This is a genomic window from Stenotrophomonas sp. Steno-C15, assembly GCF_056393265.1.
On sequence record NZ_JBWJPF010000012.1, the window covers coordinates 23,491 to 42,767 of the forward strand.

The window sequence follows — 19,277 nt, forward strand, 5'->3', positions numbered from 1 at the left end:
AACGTTCAACGTGACCAGCCCTCTCCGCAACGATCGCCTGCTACGCGCTCTGCGCCGCGAACCGGTGGATTGCACGCCCGTCTGGCTGATGCGCCAGGCCGGCCGCTACCTGCCGGAGTACCGCGCGACCCGGGCCAAGGCCGGCAGCTTCCTGGCGATGGCCAAGAACCCGGAGATCGCCTGCGAAGTCACCCTGCAGCCGCTGCGGCGTTTCCCGCTGGATGCCGCCATCCTGTTCTCGGACATCCTCACCATCCCCGACGCGATGGGGCTGGAGCTGTACTTCGTCGAAGGCGAAGGCCCCAAGTTCCGCCACCCGGTACGTGACGAAGCCGCCATCGCCAGGCTGGCGGTGCCGGACATGGAGCAGGACCTGGGCTACGTGATGGATGCGGTGCGCCTGATCCGCCGCGAGCTGGATGGCCAGGTGCCGCTGATCGGTTTCTCCGGCAGCCCATGGACACTGGCCTGCTACATGGTGGAAGGCGGCGGCAGCAAGGATTTCTCGCGCATCAAGGCCATGGCGCTGAACCACCCGCAGGCGCTGCACCGCCTGCTGGAGGTCACCACCGACGCGGTCATCGCCTACCTGGGCGCGCAACGCGCCGCGGGCGCACAGGCCCTGCAGGTTTTCGACACCTGGGGCGGCGTGCTGTCGCCGGCGATGTACCGCGAATTCTCGCTGCGCTACCTGCAGCGGATTGCCCAGGGCCTGGACCGTGGCGAAGCCAGCGAGCGTACGCCGCTGATCCTGTTCGGCAAGGGCACCGGCCTGCACCTGGAAGCACTGTCGCAGACCGGTGCGGATGCACTGGGCCTGGACTGGACGCTGGACCTGGACGAAGCGCTGCGCCGCACCGGTGGTCGCGTTGCCCTGCAGGGCAACCTCGACCCCACCACGCTGTACGCTTCGCCCGATGCGATCGCCACCGCTGCCGCGCGCGTGCTCGATACCTACGCCGCCGGCAGTGGCGGGTCGCGCGAGGGCCACGTGTTCAACCTGGGCCATGGCATGTCACCGGACATGGACCCGGCCCACGTGCAGGTACTGGTCGACGCGGTGCACGCGCACAGCCAGCGCTGAACAGTGCGCATGCGGTTGCGGCGCGGTGTTGATCGCGCCGTGACCCGCAGTGCGCGATCATGGCGCCCCCACGTTGCACCGGCCACAACCCATGTCCACATCGCCATCGACCTACAACCGCCAGCGCCCCCTGCTGTGGCTGGTGTCCCTGGCGATCTTCATGCAGATGCTGGACTCGACCATCGTCAACACGGCGCTGCCGGCGATGGCGGCCAGCCTGGGCGAGAGTCCGCTGCAGATGCAGTCGGTGGTGTTCAGCTATGCACTGGCGGTCGCCACGTTCATTCCCGCCTCCGGCTGGATCGCTGACCGCTACGGTACCCGGCGCACCTTCCTGGTGGCGATCATCCTGTTCACCCTCGGCTCGCTGGCCTGCGCGCTGGCCCAGCACCTGCATCAGCTGGTGGGTGCCCGCGTGCTGCAGGGCATCGGCGGTGCGATGCTGCTGCCGGTCGGCCGCCTGGCGGTGATGCGTTCGGTGCCGCGCGAGGACTTCCTGCGTGCGATGAGCTTCATCGCCATCCCCGCCCTGATCGGCCCCTTGATCGGCCCGACGCTGGGCGGCTGGCTGGTCGAGATCGCCTCCTGGCACTGGGTGTTCCTGATCAACCTTCCGATCGGCGTGATCGGCTTCATCGCTGCGATGAAGATCATGCCGGACCATTACGCCAGCCACCGCACACGCTTCGACCTGCGCGGCTACATCATGCTGGCCTTTGCGATGGTGGTGCTGTCGCTGGCGCTGGACGGCATCTCCGGGCTGGGTACGCCGCACGCGCTGGTGATGCTGATGACCGTGGCGGGGCTGGCCGCACTGGTGGGCTATTGGCTGCACGCGGCCAACTCGACCGCGCCGTTGTTCTCGCTGGCGCTGTTCCGTGTGCCCAGCTATCGCATCGGCATCCTCGGCAACCTGTTCTCACGCATCGGCAGCAGCGCCATGCCGATGCTGATTCCGCTGCTGCTGCAGGTGGGCCTTGGCCTGGGACCGATGAACGCCGGACTGATGATGGTACCGGTGGCCGCGGCCGGCATGGTCTCCAAGCGGCTGGCGGTGAAGCTGGTCGAACGCTACGGCTATCGGCGCGTGCTGATGACCAACACCGTGCTGGTGGGCCTGGCCATGGCCAGCTTCATCCTGATGACGCCGGGCCAGCACCTGGGCTGGCGCCTGCTGCAGCTGGCCTTCTTCGGTGCGGTCAATTCGCTGCAGTTCACCGTGATGAACACCGTGACCCTGCGCGATCTGGATCGGGAGTTCGCCAGTTCGGGCAACAGTCTGCTGTCGATGGTGATGATGCTGGCTGCCGGCTTCGGCGCGGCGGCGGCGGGCAGCCTGCTGGCCGCCTTCGGCACGCACCTGGAGGGCCACGGCGCAACGGCGGCGTTGCACGCCACGTTCCTGTGCGTGGGCGCGATCACACTGACTTCGACGATGATCTTCTGGCAGTTGCCGGACACCAAGCCCGAACCCCGCCAGGTCGAACACGTCGCGGAGTAGCCTGCCGGACTGTGCCCGGCCTCAGCGCCCCAACACCTTGGCGATGGCCTCCACCAGCAGCTCGCCCGTGACCGGCTTGCGCAGGAAACCGCCGATCCCGGCCGCTTCCACCTGCTTCTGCAGGTCCGGGTCCGTGCGCGCGGTCACCGCCAGCAACGGCAGCGTGTACCCCTGGTTGCGCAGATGCTCGGCCAGCTCGAAGCCGCTGAGGCCCGGCAGGTCCAGGTCAAGCAGGGCCACATCGAAATCACTCCCGCTGATCTCGCGCAGCGCCGCCAACGCATGCCCGGCATGCACTACCTCATGGCCGCGCGCACTCAGAAGACCCTGCACGACATCGGCCACCGTCGCGTCATCCTCCACCAGCAGCACGCGCAGGGGGGGCATGTTCGCTACTGCATCCTCGCTCCGCGCGGCGCTGTCCGCATCGGCGTCGGCGTCCACTTCCAGCGGCAGGGGCAGCATCACTCCAAAGCAGGTTCCGCGCCCCAACTGGCTTTCGACCTGGATCCGGCCCTGCATCGCCTGCGCCAGCTCGCGGCAGATCGCCAGCCCCAGGCCACTGCCACCATACTGCGCCGCGGTACGTGCACCGTCAGCCTGCTCGAACCGGCGGAACAGGCGCAGCTGCTGTTCCTGGCTGATGCCCGGCCCGGTGTCACGCACTTCGAACTGGAGTGCACGCATCGCCTCATCGCACCGGGCATGCAGGGTGATGGTGCCACGGCTGGTGAACTTCACCGCGTTGGACAGCAGGTTGAGCAGGATCTGCCGCACCCGGATCGCATCGCCGGTGGCCTGCAGGCCGGGCGGCAAGCGATTGTCCAGGACGAAACGCAGTCCCTTCTGCGCGGCCAGCGGCCCCATCAGCGCGGCCAGGTCCTGCAGCAGGCAATGGAGCGCGAACGGCCGGGACTGCAGTTCCAGGCGCCCCGATTCGATCCGCGCCAGGTCCAGCGCATCGTTGACCAGATGCAGCAGATGCTCGCCCGCCTGGCGGATGGACTGGGTGTAGCCGCGCTGCTGAGGATCCAGCGGCGAGGACAACAGCAGCTCGCTCATGCCCATCACACCGGTCATCGGCGTGCGGATCTCATGGCCCAGATTGGCCAGGAAGCGTGTCTTGGCCGCCGAGGCCTGCTCGGCCAGTTCCTGCTTGTGCAACGCCAGCTGGTAGGCGTGGCGACGCTGCAGGCGGCGACGGTACAGCCATGCAAACCAACTGGTCAGCAGCAACGCGATCGACGTCAGCACCAGCAGGCCCGACAGGCTGCGCCACCACGGCGGCTGCACGCGGAACTCCAGGGTCTGCACCCGCGACCAGACGTGGTCGGCCGAGCGCGCCTGCACTTCCAGCCGATAGCTGCCCGGCGGCAGCCGCGAGAACAGGCGTTCACCGGCGGGCCCGACCTCGACCCAGTCCGGGTCATAGCCGGCCAGGCGGTAGCGATACGAATTGGAGGCCGAATCGGCGAAGGACAGCAGGCGCGCCACGATGCGCAGATCGCGGTCGCCGTCGGCGATCAGCAACGGTGCGTCGTGGGTCAGGTCCAGCACCTGCTCGTTGCGGCGCACCTCCACCCGCTCGATCACCAGCGGTGCGCGGCGCACCGAAGGTCGCACCTGTTCCGGATCGAACACCACCACGCCGGCCGGCGTGCCTGCCACCAGCCGTCCCGAAGACGTCGCGATCAAGGTATGCGCGCGGAACTCCTGGCTGGGCAGGCCATCGTGCACGCCATACAGGCGCACGCTCTGGCCGTCCGCGCCGACCCGCACCAGGCCGCGTGCGCTGGTGGCCCAGGCCACACCCTGCGCATCGACCACCAGACCGGTGGCGGAAACCGCCGGATATCCCTGTTCGGCACCAATGACCCCCTGCCGCTCCAGACGCCCCTGGCTCCATCGATAGCGCGACAACCGGCCGTCCTCGGACAGCCACACCTGGCCGTCGCTGCCGGTATACGCCGCGTACAGTGCCGTTGCCGGCGCGCCGGGCACCGGCTGGAAGCGCTGCTGCTCAGGCTGCCACTGCAGCAGCCCTCGGCTGCTGGCCAGCCACAGCTGCTTCTGCGGACCACATACCAGATCCTGGTTCAGCTGGCCGTTCTGCAGTCCGTTCTGGCCATTGTCCAGTTCGAGCAGCAGCCGACCATCCAGATCGCGCTGCTGCAGGCCGGCGGGCATCATCAACCACAGGCTGTTGCTGTCGCAGATCATCAGTGCGTCGACATCGCCCTCCATCGCGGCATCGGCAGGCGCATCGCGTCCCCAGCGGCGCAGCTCGTCGCGTGCCGGGTCATAGCGCAGCAGCGCTCCGGACGAACCGATCCAGACCCGGCCATGGCGGTCCTCGCGAACCGAGGTCAGCCAGTGGATGCCATTGACGCCACGCCGGAACTGCTCGATCTGGCCGGTACGGGGATTGAAGCGATCCAGCGCGCCGTGGCTGCCGACCGTCCAGACACCTCCGTTGCTGGACGCACTGGTGCCGAGTACGTAGGCGTTGCGCAGTGACGATGCATCGTCCTCCAGACGCGAGAACACCGAGAACTGCCACCACCGTGGCAACAAATGCCAGAGACCGGCATTGGTGCTGGCCAGCCAGATGCCGCCCTCGCGATCCTCGTAGGCGCCGGTCCAGTTCGGCCGCACCTGGCCGCGCGCGATCGCGCTGTACAGCGGCACCGTCTGGTACTGGCCATCGACCGCGCGGCCGAGTCCGCTGCGGGTGTCCAGCCAGTAGCCCCCCTGCTCATCGCGCAGCATCATGCCCAGCACCTCGTCGCCGGCCGGCACCGACCAGGGTTGCCGCTCGAAGCGACCATCCGGCCGGCGCACGAATGCGCCGGCCAGCGTACTGATCCACAGGCTGCCGTCAGGCTCGGCGGTCAAACCGTTGATCAGCTGGCCGGGCACCTGCTCGTCGCCGACCCGCTCGAAATCGCTGCCGGTCCAACGCGCCACGCCATGCTTGGTGCCCACCCACAGGCTGCCGTCGGGCAGCGTGGCCAGATAGGGCACCGCAGCGGCCGGCAGGCTGCGCGGATTGTTCGCCTCGGGCAGGAAGCGCTGCACGCGATCATTGCCATCCACCCGGTACAGCCCACCTTCGTGGGTACCGAACCAGATCGAGCCATCGGGGGTGGCGGCCAGGCTCCAGATCGTATTGGTGCTCATCAGCGGCTGGCTGCTGCGGTCGAAGAACCGCAGCTGCCGGCGGTCGGCCGACATCCTTACCAGGCCGGCATTCTCGGTGCCGATCCACAAGCGGTTGCGGGTATCGACCAGTACGGTCCAGATGCGGTTGTCGCGCAAGCCGTCCTCGGAGCGCCAGACCCGGTAGTTGCGGCCGTCGTATCGGGCCAGCCCGTCATTGGTGGCGATCCACAGGTAGCCGTAGCGGTCCTCCGCCATGCGGTTGACAGTGTTGGACGGCAGGCCATCGAACACCGTCACCTGCCGGGGCGTGGGCGGTACCGGCTGTGCGGCAGCGGGCGCCAGGCAGCACAGCAGAAGCATCAGCAGCATCGCCGCCCGCAGATACGCCACTGATCGCCTCCTCACGCGTTCCCAGATGGTGCCCGTCGTGCGGGCGTCGGCATGGTAAACCGAAAGTCGCGCCGTTCACGCCCGGCGCCGGCGCAATCAGCTCTCACCCTGGCGCTTGCTGCGAGCCTGCACGATGGCCGCCACCAGCATGTCGCCCGTGACCGGCTTGCGCAGGAAGCCGTCGAAACCGGCGGCCAGCACCTGCGCCTCCGCATAGGCATCGGACCGCGCGGTCACCGCCACCAGTGGCAGCTCATAGCCCATGGCGCGCAGCTGACGGGCGATCGCCGTTCCGTCCAGGGCCGGCAGATCCAGGTCGAGCAGACCGACATCGAACCCCTCGGTCGCGATCTCCGACAAGGCCCCCAGGCCATGCAGCACATGCACTACGTCGTGGCCACGACCGCGCAGCAGGCCGGCGATGACGTCCGCTACCGTGGCGTCATCTTCGACCAGCAGGATGCGCAGCGGCGGCAGCGGCGGTGGCGACGCCCTGTCCGAACCACTGTGGGCAGCCTGGCGGGTCCACGGCAGCGGCAGCTGCACGCGGAACCGCGCGCCCCTGCCCGGCTGGCTGTCGACATCGATGCGCCCCCCCATCGCCACGGCCAGTTCCTGGCAGATCGCCAGGCCCAGCCCGCTGCCGCCATAGCGCGACGCTGTCCGTGGACCATCGGCCTGCTCGAAGCGATGGAACAGACGCTGCTGCTGTTCGGCATTGATGCCGGGGCCGGTATCGAACACCTCGAAGCACACCCCGCCGCCATCCTCCTGCAGCCGCACGCCCAGTCCGACCTGGCCGCGCTCGGTGAACTTGATGGCATTGCCGAGCAGGTTCAGCAGGATCTGGCGGATGCGCATTTCATCGCCACTGACGCTGATCGGGCCGGGCAAGGCATCCTCGCGTACAAAATCGAGCTGGCGCTGCTGCGCCATCGGCCGCATCAGCATCTGCACCTGGTCCAGCAGCGCGGCAAGATCGAACGGACGCAGGTCCAGCTCCAGCCGCCCGGCTTCGATCCGGGCCAGGTCCAGGGCATCGTTGACCAGACGCAGCAGATGGCTGCCCGCCTGCTGGATCGATCCGGCATAGCTGCGCTGTACCGGATCCAGTGATGTGGCCAGCAGCAGTTCGCTCATGCCCAGTACGCCGGTCATCGGCGTGCGCACCTCATGACCCAGCGTGGCCAGGAAGTGGCTCTTGGCCTGCGAGGCCTGCTCGGCGAGCTGCTGCTTGTGCACGGTCAGCTGCCACTGCTGGCGCCTTCTCAGACGGCTGCGGATCGCCCATGCCAGCACCAGCAGCAGCAACGAGCCCAGCAGCAGGTAGCCGAAGATCGCCATGCCGCTGCGCCACCAGGGCGGCAATACCTTCACCTGCAGTTGCTGCGACGGCGTCCACGGACCACTGTCGGTGGCCGCCTGTACTTCGATCACGTAGGCACCGGGCGCGAGGCGCGACAGCGTGCGCTGGCCGTCGCCGCCCTGCTCCACCCAGTTCTGGTCATAGCCCTGCACCCGGAACCGATAGCGGTTGCCCTGCGGGTTGCCGTACGAGAGCAGCCGCGCGTCGATCTGCAGATCACGGTCATCCGGACCCAGCAGCAGCACCCCGGTGGTCGGCAGGGGTTGCCAGCCGCGCGCATCGTCGCGACGTACGCGCACCTGCGCGATCACCAGCGCGGAGAATGGCAGCGGGGTGTCGGCGGCATTGACGTCGAAACCGACCGCGCCGGTCTGGGTCACCGCGAGCACGCGGCCATCGGCGTTCACCGCAGGCGGCCGGCCGGTGAATTCGGCATCGGGCAGTCCGTCGCGCTCGGTGAACTGCCTCAGCCGCTTCGTTTTCGGATCCCAGCGCAGCAGACCGCGCGGCGTGGTGGCCCACAGGCGGCCATCGTCGGCCAAGGCCAGCCCACCCATGCTCAGGGGTGGCACGCCGGCGGCAGCATCGACGCGCTGCACCAGGCGCAGGCTCATGCCATCCCACTGGTAGCGCTCGAAGGCGCCCTGGCGGGCGAGCCACAGCTGCTGCGGATCGATCCACACCAGGTCGTAGATCGATCCCCGCGAGACGCCAGGAACCGCCTCGAAGCGCTCACCCTGCTGGCGCCAGAGGCCCATGTCACCCATCACCCAGGCCTGCCCGCGCGGATCGAATCGAATCTGTTCGATCGGCGCATCGCCCAGGCCGCGGAATCCCTCGACGGGGAAGCTGCGCAGCACCCGGCCATCGTCCAGACGCTGCTGCACGCCGACATTCATCACCGACACCCAGGCGGTGCCATCCGGCGCCTGCCGCATCAGGTCGATGCGCTGGCGCAGGTCGGAGCCGCCGTCGATGCGCCACTCCCGGGTTGCGCGGGTAGCCGGGTCATAGACGGTGATGCGCCCGGCGCGGCCCAGCCAGAGGCGGCCGTCCGGCCGCGGCAATACCGACCAGACCGCGCCACTGCCCAGCTCGCGATCACTGGCAAGCAGACTCAGCACGCCCTGCGCATCGATCCGGTACACGCCGTGTGCCGAACTCACGTAGTAATTCCGGCCATCGGTGGCCGCGCTGAGCAGGTACTGGCTGTCCAGCGGTTTGCCGTCGAGCTGGTTCCAGGTGGAGAAGCGGCGCCAGTCCGGCGGCAGATAGGCCAACCCCTGGCTCAGCAGGGCCACCCAGACCCCGCCTTCGTGGTCCTGCAGCAGATCGAGCACGCCGCTGTGGGCGGTCAGGAAGCCGCTGCCGCGATCGCCCTCCAGGCGCCACAGTGTCTGCGCATCACCGCGCAGCAGCCCATCCGAGGTACCTGCCCAGTAGCCTCCCTGCCGATCCGCCAGCACCAGTGCCGAGCGAAAGCGATCACTGCCGGACCAGCGTGGACGGCTGACGCGGTCCTGGGCATCGATGCGGAACAGGCCTTCGTTCTGGCTGCCGACCCAGATCGATCCATCGGGGTCGCGGCTGAGACGCAGCACGCTGACCCTGCCCAGCTCGCGCGGCGCGATGGCCTCGAAGCTGTTGCCGTTCCAGCGGGCGACACCGGCCTCGGTACCGACCCACAGGCGGCCCTGCGCGTCGACCAGGCTGCTGAAGATGGTGTTGCTGGGCAAGCCGCCGGGGCGCTGCGGATCATGCTGGAAGAAGCGCAGGCTGCCATCCTCGCCGAAGCGGCACACGCCATGGCCGCTGGTGCCGATCCACAGCGCATCGTCCGCATAGGCCAGTGTCCAGAACTGGCTCTGGCATTCATTGTTCACCGCGGCGAAGCTGGAGAAACGCTCGCGATCCGCGTCCAGCCGGGCGATGCCCTTGCCGTTGATGCCGACCCACACCCGGTCCAGCGGATCCACCAGCAGGGTCTCGATCTCGTTGCCCGGCAGCGAACCTGGCCGCTCCGGTTCATGCTGCCAGACCCGCAGCGTCGTGCCGTCGTAGCGGGCCAGCCCACCATCGGTGGCCGCCCAGATGTACCCCTGGCGGTCCTCGGCCAGGGCCACGACCATGCGCGACGGCAAGCCCTCGGCGGCGCCGAAGCGGCGCAGTCGTGGTGTCTCCCCAGCCATGTCCAGAGTCGCGGCCACCGTGGCGCTTGCCAGCAGCAGCAGACCCGTTACTGCGATGCCTCGGCACCACAGACGCCAGCCACTCGTCATCCTGAACCCCCGATCCAGCCGCGATTGTCACACAGCCCAGGCTTCACGACTGCAACAGCCCGTTTCCAGTGGCATCGCCACCACGAACTGTTGCAGCCATGCACGCAGCGTTGTCAGGGGGCTGTGCGTATGATCGCAGCGTCCCCTCCCGGAGCCCGCCATCGATGCGACCCCGCCTGCTCCTGCTGCCGTTGCTGCTCGCCGCTGCGCCCGCCTGGGCACAGCTCGATACCTACCGGCTGGATCCGGTGCACACGCGCGTGCTGTTCACGATCGATCATGCCGGCTACTCGCAGGCCATGGGGACGGTATCGGGCAGTGAGGGCCACCTTCAGTTCGATCCCGACAACTGGCGCGAGGCAACCCTGCAGGTCGATGTGCCGGTCGCCCGGCTGGATCTGGGAGATGCCAAATGGAACCAGGCCACGCTGGCCCGCAGCCTGCTTGATGGCGAGCGGTTTCCCAACGCCCGGTTCGTATCGTCGCGGGTCGAACCGATCGATGCGAACCACGCCCGTGTGTTCGGCACGCTGACCCTGCGCGGGGTCAGCCAGGAGGTCGCGCTGGATGTGACCCTCAATGCCATCAAACGCTATCCGTTGCCGCCGTTCCGCCGCACCGCCGGTTTTTCCGCCAGCACCACGTTGAGCCGCCGCGCGTTCGGCATCACCGCCTGGCCCGGGGTGATCGGCGACGCGGTACAGGTACGGATCGAGGCCGAGGCCTTCCTCGACCGCAGCGACAGGCCGGGAACTCCTGCCCCGGTTCCCCACTCCGACAGCAAGACGGCCCCCAAGGACCCCGCATGACCGCCAAGAACTCCCCTGCCGCCTGGGGCAGTGTCAGCCAGACCCTGCACTGGTTGATCGCACTACTGATCCTCGCCCTTGGCGTGGTCGGCCTGACCATGGGCGAACTGCCCAGGACGCCCAAATACTTCTGGGTCTACACCGCGCACAAGTCGATCGGCATCACCGTGCTGGCCCTGGTGCTGCTGCGCCTGGTCTGGCGCCTCTACGCCGGTGCGCCCAAGCCGGTGCCGGGTGTGCCCAGCTGGCAGGAGCGCATCGCCAGCGCTACCCACGTGCTGCTGTACGTGCTGATGTTCGCCATTCCGCTTTCGGGCTGGCTGTACGACTCTGCCAGCGGGCTGCGGCCCTTCCGCTGGTTCGGTCTGGTCGATGTGCCCAAGCTCAGCGGACCGGATCCGCAGGTCGTCGCCGTGTCGCATGCGATCCATGAGTACGGCTTCTGGCTGCTGATCGCTGTGGTGCTGGCCCATGCCGGCGCTGCCCTTTACCACCACCTGTTCCAGCGCGACGCGACGTTGAGCCGCATGCTGCCGCGTGGCTGGCTTGCCTCTCCCCAGAAGGACTGACCGATGAATCTGAAACTGACCACCCCGGCGGCCGTGGCCGCTGCCCTGGCCGGCATGCTGGCCACTGCCCCGGCGTTGGCCGCGGACTATGCACAGGCTCCCGGCGCGGGCTCGATCCTGGTATTTGCCAGCAAGTACGACGGCGAAGTGTTCACCGGCAGCTTCCCGGGCTTCGCCACCAAGCTCAGCTTCGATCCCGCCAATCCGGCGGCCGGCTCACTCGACGTCGTGATTCCGCTGGCCGGCGCCAGGAGCGGCAACAGCGATCGTGACTCGACGCTGCAGAGCGCGGACTTCTTCAATGTCGGCAAGTTCGCCACCGCGCGTTACACCGCGAAGGGCTTCCGCGCCATCGGCAATGACCAGTTCGCCGCCGATGGCACGCTCGAGCTGCGTGGTGTCAGCAAGCCGGTGACGCTCACCTTCACCTGGAAGCCGGGCACGCAGCCGGTGCTGACCGGCAAGGCCACCGTCAAGCGCCTGGACTTCAGCGTCGGCGCCGGCGATTGGGCCGACACCAAGACCATCCCCGACGAAACCGCGATCAGCACGATCGTGAAGTTCGACGCGAAGTAAGCCACGGGCCATGCCCGGCTCCACCTTGGAACGGTGATACAGGGTGGCGCCGGGCCATGCCCGGCGGCTTCACCCCGCAGCCAGCCAGGCCCGCACCCGCGCCGCATCGAAGGGCCAGTCCAGTTCGCGGCCGCCCGCCTCGTCGCGCAGCACCGGTACCCGCGCGCCGTAGTGCGCCTCCAGCGCTGGATGGTCATCCAGGAACACCGATTCGAACTCGGGCGCGCGTGCCTTGGCCAGTTCGGCCAGGGCCATATCGCACAGGTGGCAGTCGTCACGCTGGAACAGGGTCAACACCGGCTTGCCTCGCTTGGCGGAAATGCTGCGCCGCAGCCATCGGAGGGCCCGGCAAGCCGCTAGAATAGCCGCTTGTCCGGTACCCGCAGTTTGGCATCCATGGCTGTCAGCACGTTCGACGTCTTCAAGATCGGCATTGGCCCGAGCTCTTCCCACACCGTCGGACCGATGAAGGCCGCCGAGCGGTTCATCCATCGCTGGCTGCTCGACCCCGGCCGCCTGCACGAGGTCGCACGCATCCGCGCCGACGTTTACGGTTCGCTGGCGCTGACCGGTCGCGGCCATGGCACCGACAAGGCGATCCTGCTTGGCCTGGAAGGCCAGCGCCCCAACCTGATCGATCCGGACATCATTCCGTCCACGCTGGATCGCATCCGCAGCAGCAAGCGCATCCAGCTGATGGGCCAGCATGAGATCGCCTTCGACGAGAAGCGCGACCTCGGCATGAACAAGCGGCAGAAGCTGCCGTACCACACCAACGGCATGCGCTTCACCGCGTACAACGCCGACGATGAAGTGATCGCCACGCGCGACTATTACTCCGTTGGCGGTGGCTTCGTGGTCAACCAGGACGACGCGGCCGATGACCGCATCGTGCCCGACGAAACCCCGCTGCCCTATCCGTTCAAGAGCGGCGACGAGCTGCTCGCGCAGACCGCGCGCAGCGGCCTGAGCATCGCGCAGCTGATGTTCGAGAACGAGAAGTGCTGGCGCAGCGAGGACGAGATCCGCGCCCAGCTGCGCGAGATCTGGAGCGCGATGCAGTCGTGCGTGACGCGCGGCATCCGCGAGGAAGGCGTGCTGCCGGGCGGCCTGAAGGTCGGCCGTCGCGCGCCGGCGCTGTACCGCGAGCTGTCGTCGAAGCCGGAAGCGGCGATGCGCGATCCGCTGACCACGCTGGACTGGGTCAATCTGTACGCGCTGGCCGTGAACGAGGAAAACGCCGCCGGTGGCCGCGTGGTGACCGCGCCGACCAACGGTGCGGCCGGCGTGCTGCCCGCGGTGCTGCATTACTTCGACCGGTTCTGCCCGGGCGCGAACGAGCAGCGCGTGTTCGACTTCCTGCTGACCTCGGCGGCGATCGGCATCCTCTACAAGGAGAATGCTTCGATTTCCGGTGCCGAAGTAGGCTGCCAGGGCGAAGTGGGCGTGGCCTGCTCGATGGCGGCCGGCGGCCTGGTTGCGGCGCTGGGTGGCAATCCAAGCCAGATCGAGAATGCCGCGGAAATCGGCATGGAACACAACCTCGGCCTGACCTGCGACCCGATCGGTGGGCTGGTGCAGATTCCCTGCATCGAGCGCAACGCGATGGGCGCGGTGAAGGCGATCAATGCCTCGCGCATGGCGATGCGCGGCGATGGCAAGCACAAAGTGTCGCTGGACAAGGTCATCAAGACCATGCGCGACACCGGCCGCGACATGCAGGACAAGTACAAGGAAACCAGCCGCGGCGGCCTCGCGGTGAATGTCATCGAGTGCTGATGACGGGCATCTGCCGGACGACACCGTCACCGCATTCCGGTTAGGCTCGGGCGTCCCCTGTCACGGAATGTCCCATGCGCGTGATCGCCGCCCTGCTGCTGGCCTCCCTGCCCCTCACCGCCGCTGCCGCACCGGCCTATGGGCCACGGCTGGAGGGCTTCGATTACGGCCATCCGGTACAGACCTTCACCCTGGAATCGCAGCAGCAACCGCTGCAGATGGCCTATCTGGATATCGCGCCGACGACCGCGCCGATCGGCGTGGTGGTGCTCCTGCATGGCAAGAATTTCTGCGCGGCGACCTGGAAGGAAACCATCCCTCCCCTGCTCGCCGCCGGTTACCGCGTGATCGCACCTGACCAGGTCGGCTTCTGCAAATCCAGCAAGCCCGAGCGCTACCAGTATTCATTCGGCCAGCTCGCCGCCAACACCCATGCACTGCTGCAGCAGCTGCAGCTCGGCGGCCTGCCCGTGCACCTGGTCGGCCATTCGATGGGGGGCATGCTGGCGGTGCGCTATGCACTGACCTATCCGCAGGACCTGCGCAGCCTGTCGCTGGTCAATCCGATCGGCCTGGAGGACTGGAAGGCGCTGGGCGTGCCGTGGCGGAGCGTCGATGCCTGGTATGCCGGCGAGCTGAAAACCAGTTACGAGAGCATCCGCCGCTACCAGATGGACGTGTACTACGACGGCACCTGGAAGCCTGCCTATGAAACCTGGGCACGCATGCAAGCGGGCATGTACGAGGGCGACGGCAGGCAGGCGGTGGCCTGGAGCCAGGCACTTGCCTCGGACATGGTGTTCAACCAGCCGGTGGTATACGAGCTGAAGAATCTGAAGGTGCCGACCGCGCTGTTCATCGGCCAGAAGGACCGCACCGCGATCGGTCGTGACCTGGCACCGGCAGAAGTGAAGGCACGGTTGGGCAACTATCCGGCGCTGGGCAAATCGGCCGCTGCGGCGATTGCCGGCGCGACGCTGGTCGAATTCGCCGAACTGGGCCATTCGCCGCAGGTACAGGACCCCAGGCAGTTCAATGCCGCGCTGCTGAAGGTGTTGAAAGGGCGCTGAAACTGCGTATCCGCCGGGCATGGCCCGGCGCTACCGGGACGGACACGACATTGCAGGTAGCGCCGGGCCATGCCCGGCGAGCGCAGCGGTGCGGATAACACCGGGCCATGCCCGGCGGGCGCAGCGGGACGCTGCTCATCCCACGATGCGCAGCACGTCATCCAGCAATGCGGCAGCAGTGACTTCCGCGCCCGCTCCCGGCCCCTGGATCAGCAACGGCTGGGTGCGATAGCGGTCGCTGTGGATGGCGACGCGGTTGTCGGTGCCCGCCCCTTGCGCCAGTGGATGATCGGCCGGCAGTTCACGCAGCCCCACCTGTGCGCCGTCAGCGTCGACCCGGCCGACGAAGCGCAGAACACGGCCGCTGTCCGTCGCCTGCTGCCAGCGCGCCTGCAGCGGTGCGTCCAGCTGCTCCAGTTCGGCCAATGCTTCGTCCAGCGGCAGCGCAGCCAACGCCGAGGGCACCAGTGAATCCACGTGCACCTGTGCGGCATCCAGCGCCAGTCCGCTGCTGCGCGCCAGAATCAGCAGCTTGCGCCGCACATCCTCGCCGGACAGATCCAGGCGCGGATCCGGTTCGGTGTAACCCGCGGCCAGCGCCTCGCGCACTGCAGCCGAGAACGGCGAACGGCCGTCATAGCGATGGAACAACCAGGCCAGGGAACCGGACAACACCCCCTCGATCGCGTGGATGTGATCCCCCCCGGCCACCAGCGCGCGCAGGCTGCTCAACAGCGGCAGTCCCGCCCCCACGGTGGCACTGTCGCCGTACCGGGCGCCGCTGTCGGCGCAGCTCTCGGCGATGGCCTTCGCGCGTGACAGCTGCCCGCCCCGGCCCAGCTTGTTGGCCGTCACTACATGCACCCCGCGCGCCAGCCACTGCGCATGGCGGGCGGCCACGTCTTCGCTGGCGGTGGCATCAACCACCACATCGCCACGCTCCAGCCCTTCGGCACCGGCCCACGGTGGCACGCTCTGGCCGCCACGCGGTGCGCGCCGCGCCAGTTCGAGCGGCAGGGCCAGATCGCGGTCGATGGCCAGCGCAGTACGCGAGTTGGCCAGCCACTGCACGCTGGGCAGTTCCAGGCCGCGCGCCTGCAGGGCCTGGTAGCGCTGCACGAACGCAGAGCCCACCGTCCCGGTGCCCAGCAGTGCCAGGCGACCGCCGCCCATCGCCGGAATCTCGGCAGCCAGCGCGCTCATGCGTCCACCACCTGTTTGCGACGTGCGGCAGCGTCGATCACCGCTTCGGCGCGTGCCAGCGCCGCGCCCAGGTCGGCCAGCAGGTCGCGCTCGGCCTCGATGCCGACCGACAGGCGCAGCAGCCCTTCGCTGATGCCGGCGGCAGCACGCGCCTCAACGCTCATCGCTGCGTGGGTCATGGTCGCCGGATGCGCGACCAGGCTTTCCACGCCGCCCAGCGATTCGGCCAGGGTGAAGCAGCGCAGTCCATCGACAAACGCGCGCACGGCAGCGTGCGGATCCTCGCCGGCGCAGTCGGCCAGCTCGAACGACAGCATCGCGCCGAAGCCGCTCTGCTGGCGTGCGGCGATGGCATGACCGGGATGGTCGGCCAGGCCGGGGTAATACACCCGGGCCACGGCGGGGTGCGCGTCCAGCAGCGCGACGATCGAGGCCGTGTTCTCCTGGTGCACACGCAGGCGTGCATCCAGCGTGCGCAGGCCGCGCAGGGTCAGGAAAGCGTCGAAGGGAGAGCCGGTCAGCCCGAGTGCGTTGCCCCACCACACCAGCTGTTCGTGCAGCGCGGGATCACGTGCGATCACCGCACCGCCGACGACATCGCTGTGGCCGTTGATGTACTTGGTGGTCGAATGCAGCACCAGATCGGCACCGAAGGAGAGCGGCTGCTGCAGCGCCGGCGACAGGAACGTATTGTCGACCACCACCAGCGCCCCGGCCTTGTGCGCCGCCTCGATGACGAAGCGCAGGTCGGTGATGCGCAGCAGTGGGTTGGACGGGGTTTCCACCAGCACCAGCCGTGGCTGGGTGGCCAGGGCCTGCGCCAGCGTGCGCGGGTCGGTGAGGTCGGCGGTGACCAGTTCGAAATGCCCCTTCTTCGCCAGCGCGTTGAACAGGCGCCAGCTGCCGCCGTAGGCATCGTGCGGTACCACCAGCGTGTCGCCCGGCTGCAGCAGGGCATTCAGCACCAGGTTGATGGCGCCCATGCCGGTAGCGGTGACCACGCCACCGGCTCCGCCTTCCAGTTCGGCCAGTGCTTCGCCCAGCAGGTCGCGCGTCGGATTGCCACTGCGCGTGTAGTCGTACTGGCGCTTGTTGCCGAAGCCTTCGAAGCTGAAGTTCGACGACAGCACGATCGGTGGAGTGACCGCGCCATGGGCGGTGTCACGATCGATGCCGGCGCGGACGGCGGCAGTGGTGCGACAACAGGACGGCTCGGCGGCGTGCAGGCTCATGCGGTCTCTCCAGAAGTGCGGAAGGCGGTAGCGAGGATCGCGTCGATGCGATCGGTTTCTTTGAGGAAGGCGTCGTGGCCGTATGGGGAGCGCAGCACGCGCAGGCTGCCGCGCGGACCCAGCCCCTCGACCAGACCGACCAGGTCGGCCAACGGCACCAGCCGATCGCCTTCCACGGCCACCACCACGGTTGGCGGCAGGATGGCGGTGGGATCCACGCGGTGCAGGTCGATCGATTCGGACAGGCGCAGGTAGGCGGTCACTGGGGTGCGCGCGACGTACTGCGCGCCCGCCGCGTCGAGGTAGTCCTCGGCGGCCACACGGACGCGGCCGTTGACCACCTCGGGCGGAGCGTCGAAGCGCTCGCCGAACTCTTCCGGCGTGCGGTAGCTGAGCATCGCGAACTGCCTGGCCAGTGCCAGGCCATGGTCTTCACCGCATTGCAGCTGTCCCAGGGCGACCGCCCGGCGCTGCAACGCACGCCACGCCGCGGCATAGGGGTGCGGACGGTGCGCACCACTGGCCAGCACCAGCTGGCGCACGCGGGCGCGATGGCGGACAGCGAACTGCTGCCCGACCAGGGCGCCATAGGAGTAGCCGACAAACGCCTTCAGTGTGCGGATGCCCAGGTGATCCAGCAGCAGGGCCAGCGCGTCGGCCTGGTCGGCCGTGTCGATCGGCACGTCCAGCGCGCCATCCGCACCGATGAAGTCGAACGCCAGAACGCGCAGCTGCTGCGGATCGAGCGTGCGGCCACTGCCGACCAGTTCCTCGGCCCAGCCCTTCTCGGCGAACTGCGCGTTGGACGCCACATGGCGATGGGCGGAGATGCCGCCAGCCAGTACCACCACCGGTGCATCGACCGGTCCCACCCATTCGTAGCGAACGCGTACCGGGCACGCGCCGGCGTGGCGCATCGACAGCACCGCGGCGAACTCGCCGCGCTCGGCGTGCACGCGGTCTTCGACCGGCACGCTGACGGGGACAAAGGGTTCGGGGCGAAGCGTGGTGCTGGGGGCGAAGCTCATGGCGGGATCCGTTAGGGGAATCGGCCATCGAGCCTTCGCGGGGCTCGCGTTCGAGATGCACCTGCGGTGCATGGTTCGAACCATCTTCCGGTGGACGCCACGGTCCCCGCAGGATTTGGCACCTACGCCGGCGCTTGCGCGCCTGCGGGCTGCCCCGGCTTCAAAGGGCCTGTCCCTCTGCCGGTCTCGATGGTGGAGCCACGATGCCATCGCTTTCCGCGCATGTCAATCCCTTCATGCGGATAAAGCGATGAATACCCGGAGCGATCGCTGCGGCCCACCTTTTGCGGATCAGGTACAGTCGCGGCGGTCCCCCTGTCCGGAACGCCCGATGCCGCGCCTGCCCTTGTCCTGCCTGCTGCTGCCGTTGCTGATCAGCACCACCGCCGGAGCGGCCGACTGGCGGCAGGGCTGGGGCCTGGTGCCCTCACCGGCCCCCGCGCCCAGCACGCAGGGCATCGGCCAGGCGGCCCCCATGGCGCAACTGCGGCTGCAGCAGGTGGGCGAATACTGGCAGGCCCGGATCGACAACACCCTGGCCGGCCCATTACAGGTTGAACTGCGCGCTGGACCCGGGCGCCCCATCGAGGGCCTGCCGGTACGGTCGCTGGTGCAGGGCGACAGCAGCTTCGTGGTCGGTCACCTGCCCCCGCCCGTGGGCGGCAGCACGCTCGACGTACGCCTGCAGTCGGTACCGGGCCGTCCCGACGCCCGCGCCGAAGACGTGGCCTACCGCCTGCCGTTCGACGCCGCACGCCTGCGCGTGGACCAGGCGCCGCAGGGCCGGTTCAGCCACGATGACGAGGAGAACCGCGACGCCGTGGACTTCGCCCTGCCCGAGGCGACGCTGGTGCTGGCCGCGCGCGAGGGAACCGTGATGCAGATCCAGGACGGCTTCCGCGGCAACGGCCAGGACCGCGAGCGCGACGGCGGCAGGGCGAATTTCATCCGTGTCCTGCACAGCGACGGCAGCATGGCGCTGTACGGCCATCTGCAGGCAGGCGGCATGCGCGTCCGTCGTGGCCAGGCCGTGCAGCCCGGACAACCAATCGGCCTGTCCGGCAACAGCGGCTACAGCAGCGCCCCGCACCTGCATTTCGTGGTGCAGGTCAACCGCGGCATGGCCCTGCGCTCGGTACCCGTGCGCATCTTCACCTCCCAGGGACAGCTGCAGTTCGCCCGCCAGGGTGATACCGAGGGCGCGGCCGGGCGCTGACCGGCCACGGCCG

The 19,277-nt window shown here is 68.4% G+C and carries 14 protein-coding genes and 1 riboswitch; of the genes, 8 read left to right on the forward strand and 6 right to left on the reverse strand.

The window, feature by feature from the left end:
• Positions 1–10 precede the first annotated feature (10 nt).
• Positions 11–1,084: a uroporphyrinogen decarboxylase gene (hemE, locus tag AC06FB_RS10945; protein WP_478053694.1), complete on the forward strand. Its 1,074-nt coding sequence runs from the start codon at positions 11–13 to the stop codon at positions 1,082–1,084.
• A gap of 91 nt (positions 1,085–1,175) precedes the next feature.
• Positions 1,176–2,585 carry a multidrug transporter subunit MdtD gene (gene mdtD / locus AC06FB_RS10950; protein ID WP_065182627.1) on the forward strand — a complete coding sequence of 470 codons (1,410 nt, stop codon included), beginning with the start codon at positions 1,176–1,178 and terminating at the stop codon, positions 2,583–2,585.
• A 21-nt stretch (positions 2,586–2,606) separates the two neighbouring features.
• Here the strand turns inward: mdtD and AC06FB_RS10955 are convergent, their stop codons facing one another.
• Together AC06FB_RS10955 and AC06FB_RS10960 are read right to left on the reverse strand one after the other, a co-directional pair.
• A complete protein-coding gene (locus AC06FB_RS10955) occupies positions 2,607–6,137 on the reverse strand; it encodes a hybrid sensor histidine kinase/response regulator (protein ID WP_322522911.1) in 3,531 nt (1,176 codons plus the stop codon).
• 96 nt (positions 6,138–6,233) lie between these two features.
• On the reverse strand, positions 6,234–9,782 hold the full coding sequence (locus AC06FB_RS10960; RefSeq protein ID WP_111186373.1) for a sensor histidine kinase: 3,549 nt from the start codon (positions 9,780–9,782) through the stop codon (positions 6,234–6,236).
• 164 nt (positions 9,783–9,946) lie between these two features.
• Here AC06FB_RS10960 and AC06FB_RS10965 point away from each other — a divergent pair, with 164 nt between their 5' ends.
• Genes AC06FB_RS10965 through AC06FB_RS10975 form a run of 3 tightly spaced genes read left to right on the forward strand, consistent with a single transcriptional unit; the run spans position 9,947 to position 11,736 of the window.
• The gene (locus AC06FB_RS10965) at positions 9,947–10,591 is read left to right on the forward strand and encodes a YceI family protein (protein ID WP_111186374.1); all 645 of its coding nucleotides are present in this window, start codon (positions 9,947–9,949) and stop codon (positions 10,589–10,591) included.
• Complete coding sequence (locus AC06FB_RS10970; RefSeq protein ID WP_053519880.1) at positions 10,588–11,160, forward strand: cytochrome b; 573 nt, start codon at positions 10,588–10,590, stop codon at positions 11,158–11,160. The genes AC06FB_RS10965 and AC06FB_RS10970 overlap by 4 nt, the downstream gene beginning before the upstream one ends.
• A 3-nt stretch (positions 11,161–11,163) precedes the next feature.
• Positions 11,164–11,736 (forward strand): YceI family protein, encoded by a 573-nt coding sequence (locus AC06FB_RS10975; protein WP_053519881.1) that lies wholly within the window; start codon positions 11,164–11,166, stop codon positions 11,734–11,736.
• A gap of 69 nt (positions 11,737–11,805) precedes the next feature.
• On the opposite strand, the gene AC06FB_RS10980 is transcribed toward AC06FB_RS10975, so the two are convergent.
• Positions 11,806–11,991, reverse strand: a complete 186-nt coding sequence (locus AC06FB_RS10980; RefSeq protein WP_053519891.1) for a thioredoxin domain-containing protein — start codon at positions 11,989–11,991, stop codon at positions 11,806–11,808.
• A 141-nt stretch (positions 11,992–12,132) separates the two neighbouring features.
• On the opposite strand from AC06FB_RS10980, the gene AC06FB_RS10985 reads away from it, so the two are divergent.
• Both AC06FB_RS10985 and AC06FB_RS10990 read left to right on the forward strand, forming a co-directional pair.
• On the forward strand, positions 12,133–13,515 hold the full coding sequence (locus AC06FB_RS10985; protein ID WP_053519882.1) for an L-serine ammonia-lyase: 1,383 nt from the start codon (positions 12,133–12,135) through the stop codon (positions 13,513–13,515).
• Positions 13,516–13,589: 74 nt separating this feature from the next.
• Entirely contained in the window at positions 13,590–14,585 is a 996-nt protein-coding gene (locus AC06FB_RS10990) for an alpha/beta fold hydrolase (RefSeq protein ID WP_111186375.1), read from the forward strand.
• Positions 14,586–14,720: 135 nt separating this feature from the next.
• Here AC06FB_RS10990 and AC06FB_RS10995 read toward each other — a convergent pair whose 3' ends face one another.
• The 3 genes from AC06FB_RS10995 to metX are packed head-to-tail and all read right to left on the reverse strand — an operon-like array spanning position 14,721 to position 18,048.
• Positions 14,721–15,788: a homoserine dehydrogenase family protein gene (locus AC06FB_RS10995; RefSeq protein WP_459040143.1), complete on the reverse strand. Its 1,068-nt coding sequence runs from the start codon at positions 15,786–15,788 to the stop codon at positions 14,721–14,723.
• Positions 15,785–17,020: an O-succinylhomoserine (thiol)-lyase gene (locus AC06FB_RS11000; RefSeq protein ID WP_262218583.1), complete on the reverse strand. Its 1,236-nt coding sequence runs from the start codon at positions 17,018–17,020 to the stop codon at positions 15,785–15,787. The genes AC06FB_RS10995 and AC06FB_RS11000 overlap by 4 nt, the downstream gene beginning before the upstream one ends.
• Positions 17,017–18,048 (reverse strand): homoserine O-succinyltransferase MetX, encoded by a 1,032-nt coding sequence (gene metX, locus AC06FB_RS11005; RefSeq protein WP_197571440.1) that lies wholly within the window; start codon positions 18,046–18,048, stop codon positions 17,017–17,019. The genes AC06FB_RS11000 and metX overlap by 4 nt, the downstream gene beginning before the upstream one ends.
• Before the next feature lie 77 nt (positions 18,049–18,125).
• Positions 18,126–18,244, reverse strand: a riboswitch (SAM riboswitch).
• A gap of 135 nt (positions 18,245–18,379) precedes the next feature.
• Between metX and AC06FB_RS11010 the strand changes: the two genes are divergently transcribed.
• Positions 18,380–19,264: a M23 family metallopeptidase gene (locus AC06FB_RS11010; protein WP_478053695.1), complete on the forward strand. Its 885-nt coding sequence runs from the start codon at positions 18,380–18,382 to the stop codon at positions 19,262–19,264.
• Positions 19,265–19,277 lie beyond the last annotated feature (13 nt).

Excerpts from the sequence above, each read along its gene's own strand:
- AC06FB_RS10985 (WP_053519882.1), top strand. The coding sequence starts at position 12,133 with ATGGCTGTCAGCACGTTCGACGTCTTCAAGATCGGCATTGGCCCGAGC.
- AC06FB_RS10970 (WP_053519880.1), top strand. The coding sequence starts at position 10,588 with ATGACCGCCAAGAACTCCCCTGCCGCCTGGGGCAGTGTCAGCCAGACC.
- AC06FB_RS11000 (WP_262218583.1), bottom strand. The coding sequence starts at position 17,020 with ATGAGCCTGCACGCCGCCGAGCCGTCCTGTTGTCGCACCACTGCCGCC.
- metX (WP_197571440.1), bottom strand. The coding sequence starts at position 18,048 with ATGAGCTTCGCCCCCAGCACCACGCTTCGCCCCGAACCCTTTGTCCCC.
- AC06FB_RS11010 (WP_478053695.1), top strand. The coding sequence starts at position 18,380 with ATGCCGCGCCTGCCCTTGTCCTGCCTGCTGCTGCCGTTGCTGATCAGC.
- AC06FB_RS10990 (WP_111186375.1), top strand. The coding sequence starts at position 13,590 with ATGCGCGTGATCGCCGCCCTGCTGCTGGCCTCCCTGCCCCTCACCGCC.
- AC06FB_RS10995 (WP_459040143.1), bottom strand. The coding sequence starts at position 15,788 with ATGAGCGCGCTGGCTGCCGAGATTCCGGCGATGGGCGGCGGTCGCCTG.
- AC06FB_RS10960 (WP_111186373.1), bottom strand. The coding sequence starts at position 9,782 with ATGACGAGTGGCTGGCGTCTGTGGTGCCGAGGCATCGCAGTAACGGGT.
- AC06FB_RS10965 (WP_111186374.1), top strand. The coding sequence starts at position 9,947 with ATGCGACCCCGCCTGCTCCTGCTGCCGTTGCTGCTCGCCGCTGCGCCC.
- AC06FB_RS10980 (WP_053519891.1), bottom strand. The coding sequence starts at position 11,991 with ATGGCCCTGGCCGAACTGGCCAAGGCACGCGCGCCCGAGTTCGAATCG.
- mdtD (WP_065182627.1), top strand. The coding sequence starts at position 1,176 with ATGTCCACATCGCCATCGACCTACAACCGCCAGCGCCCCCTGCTGTGG.
- AC06FB_RS10975 (WP_053519881.1), top strand. The coding sequence starts at position 11,164 with ATGAATCTGAAACTGACCACCCCGGCGGCCGTGGCCGCTGCCCTGGCC.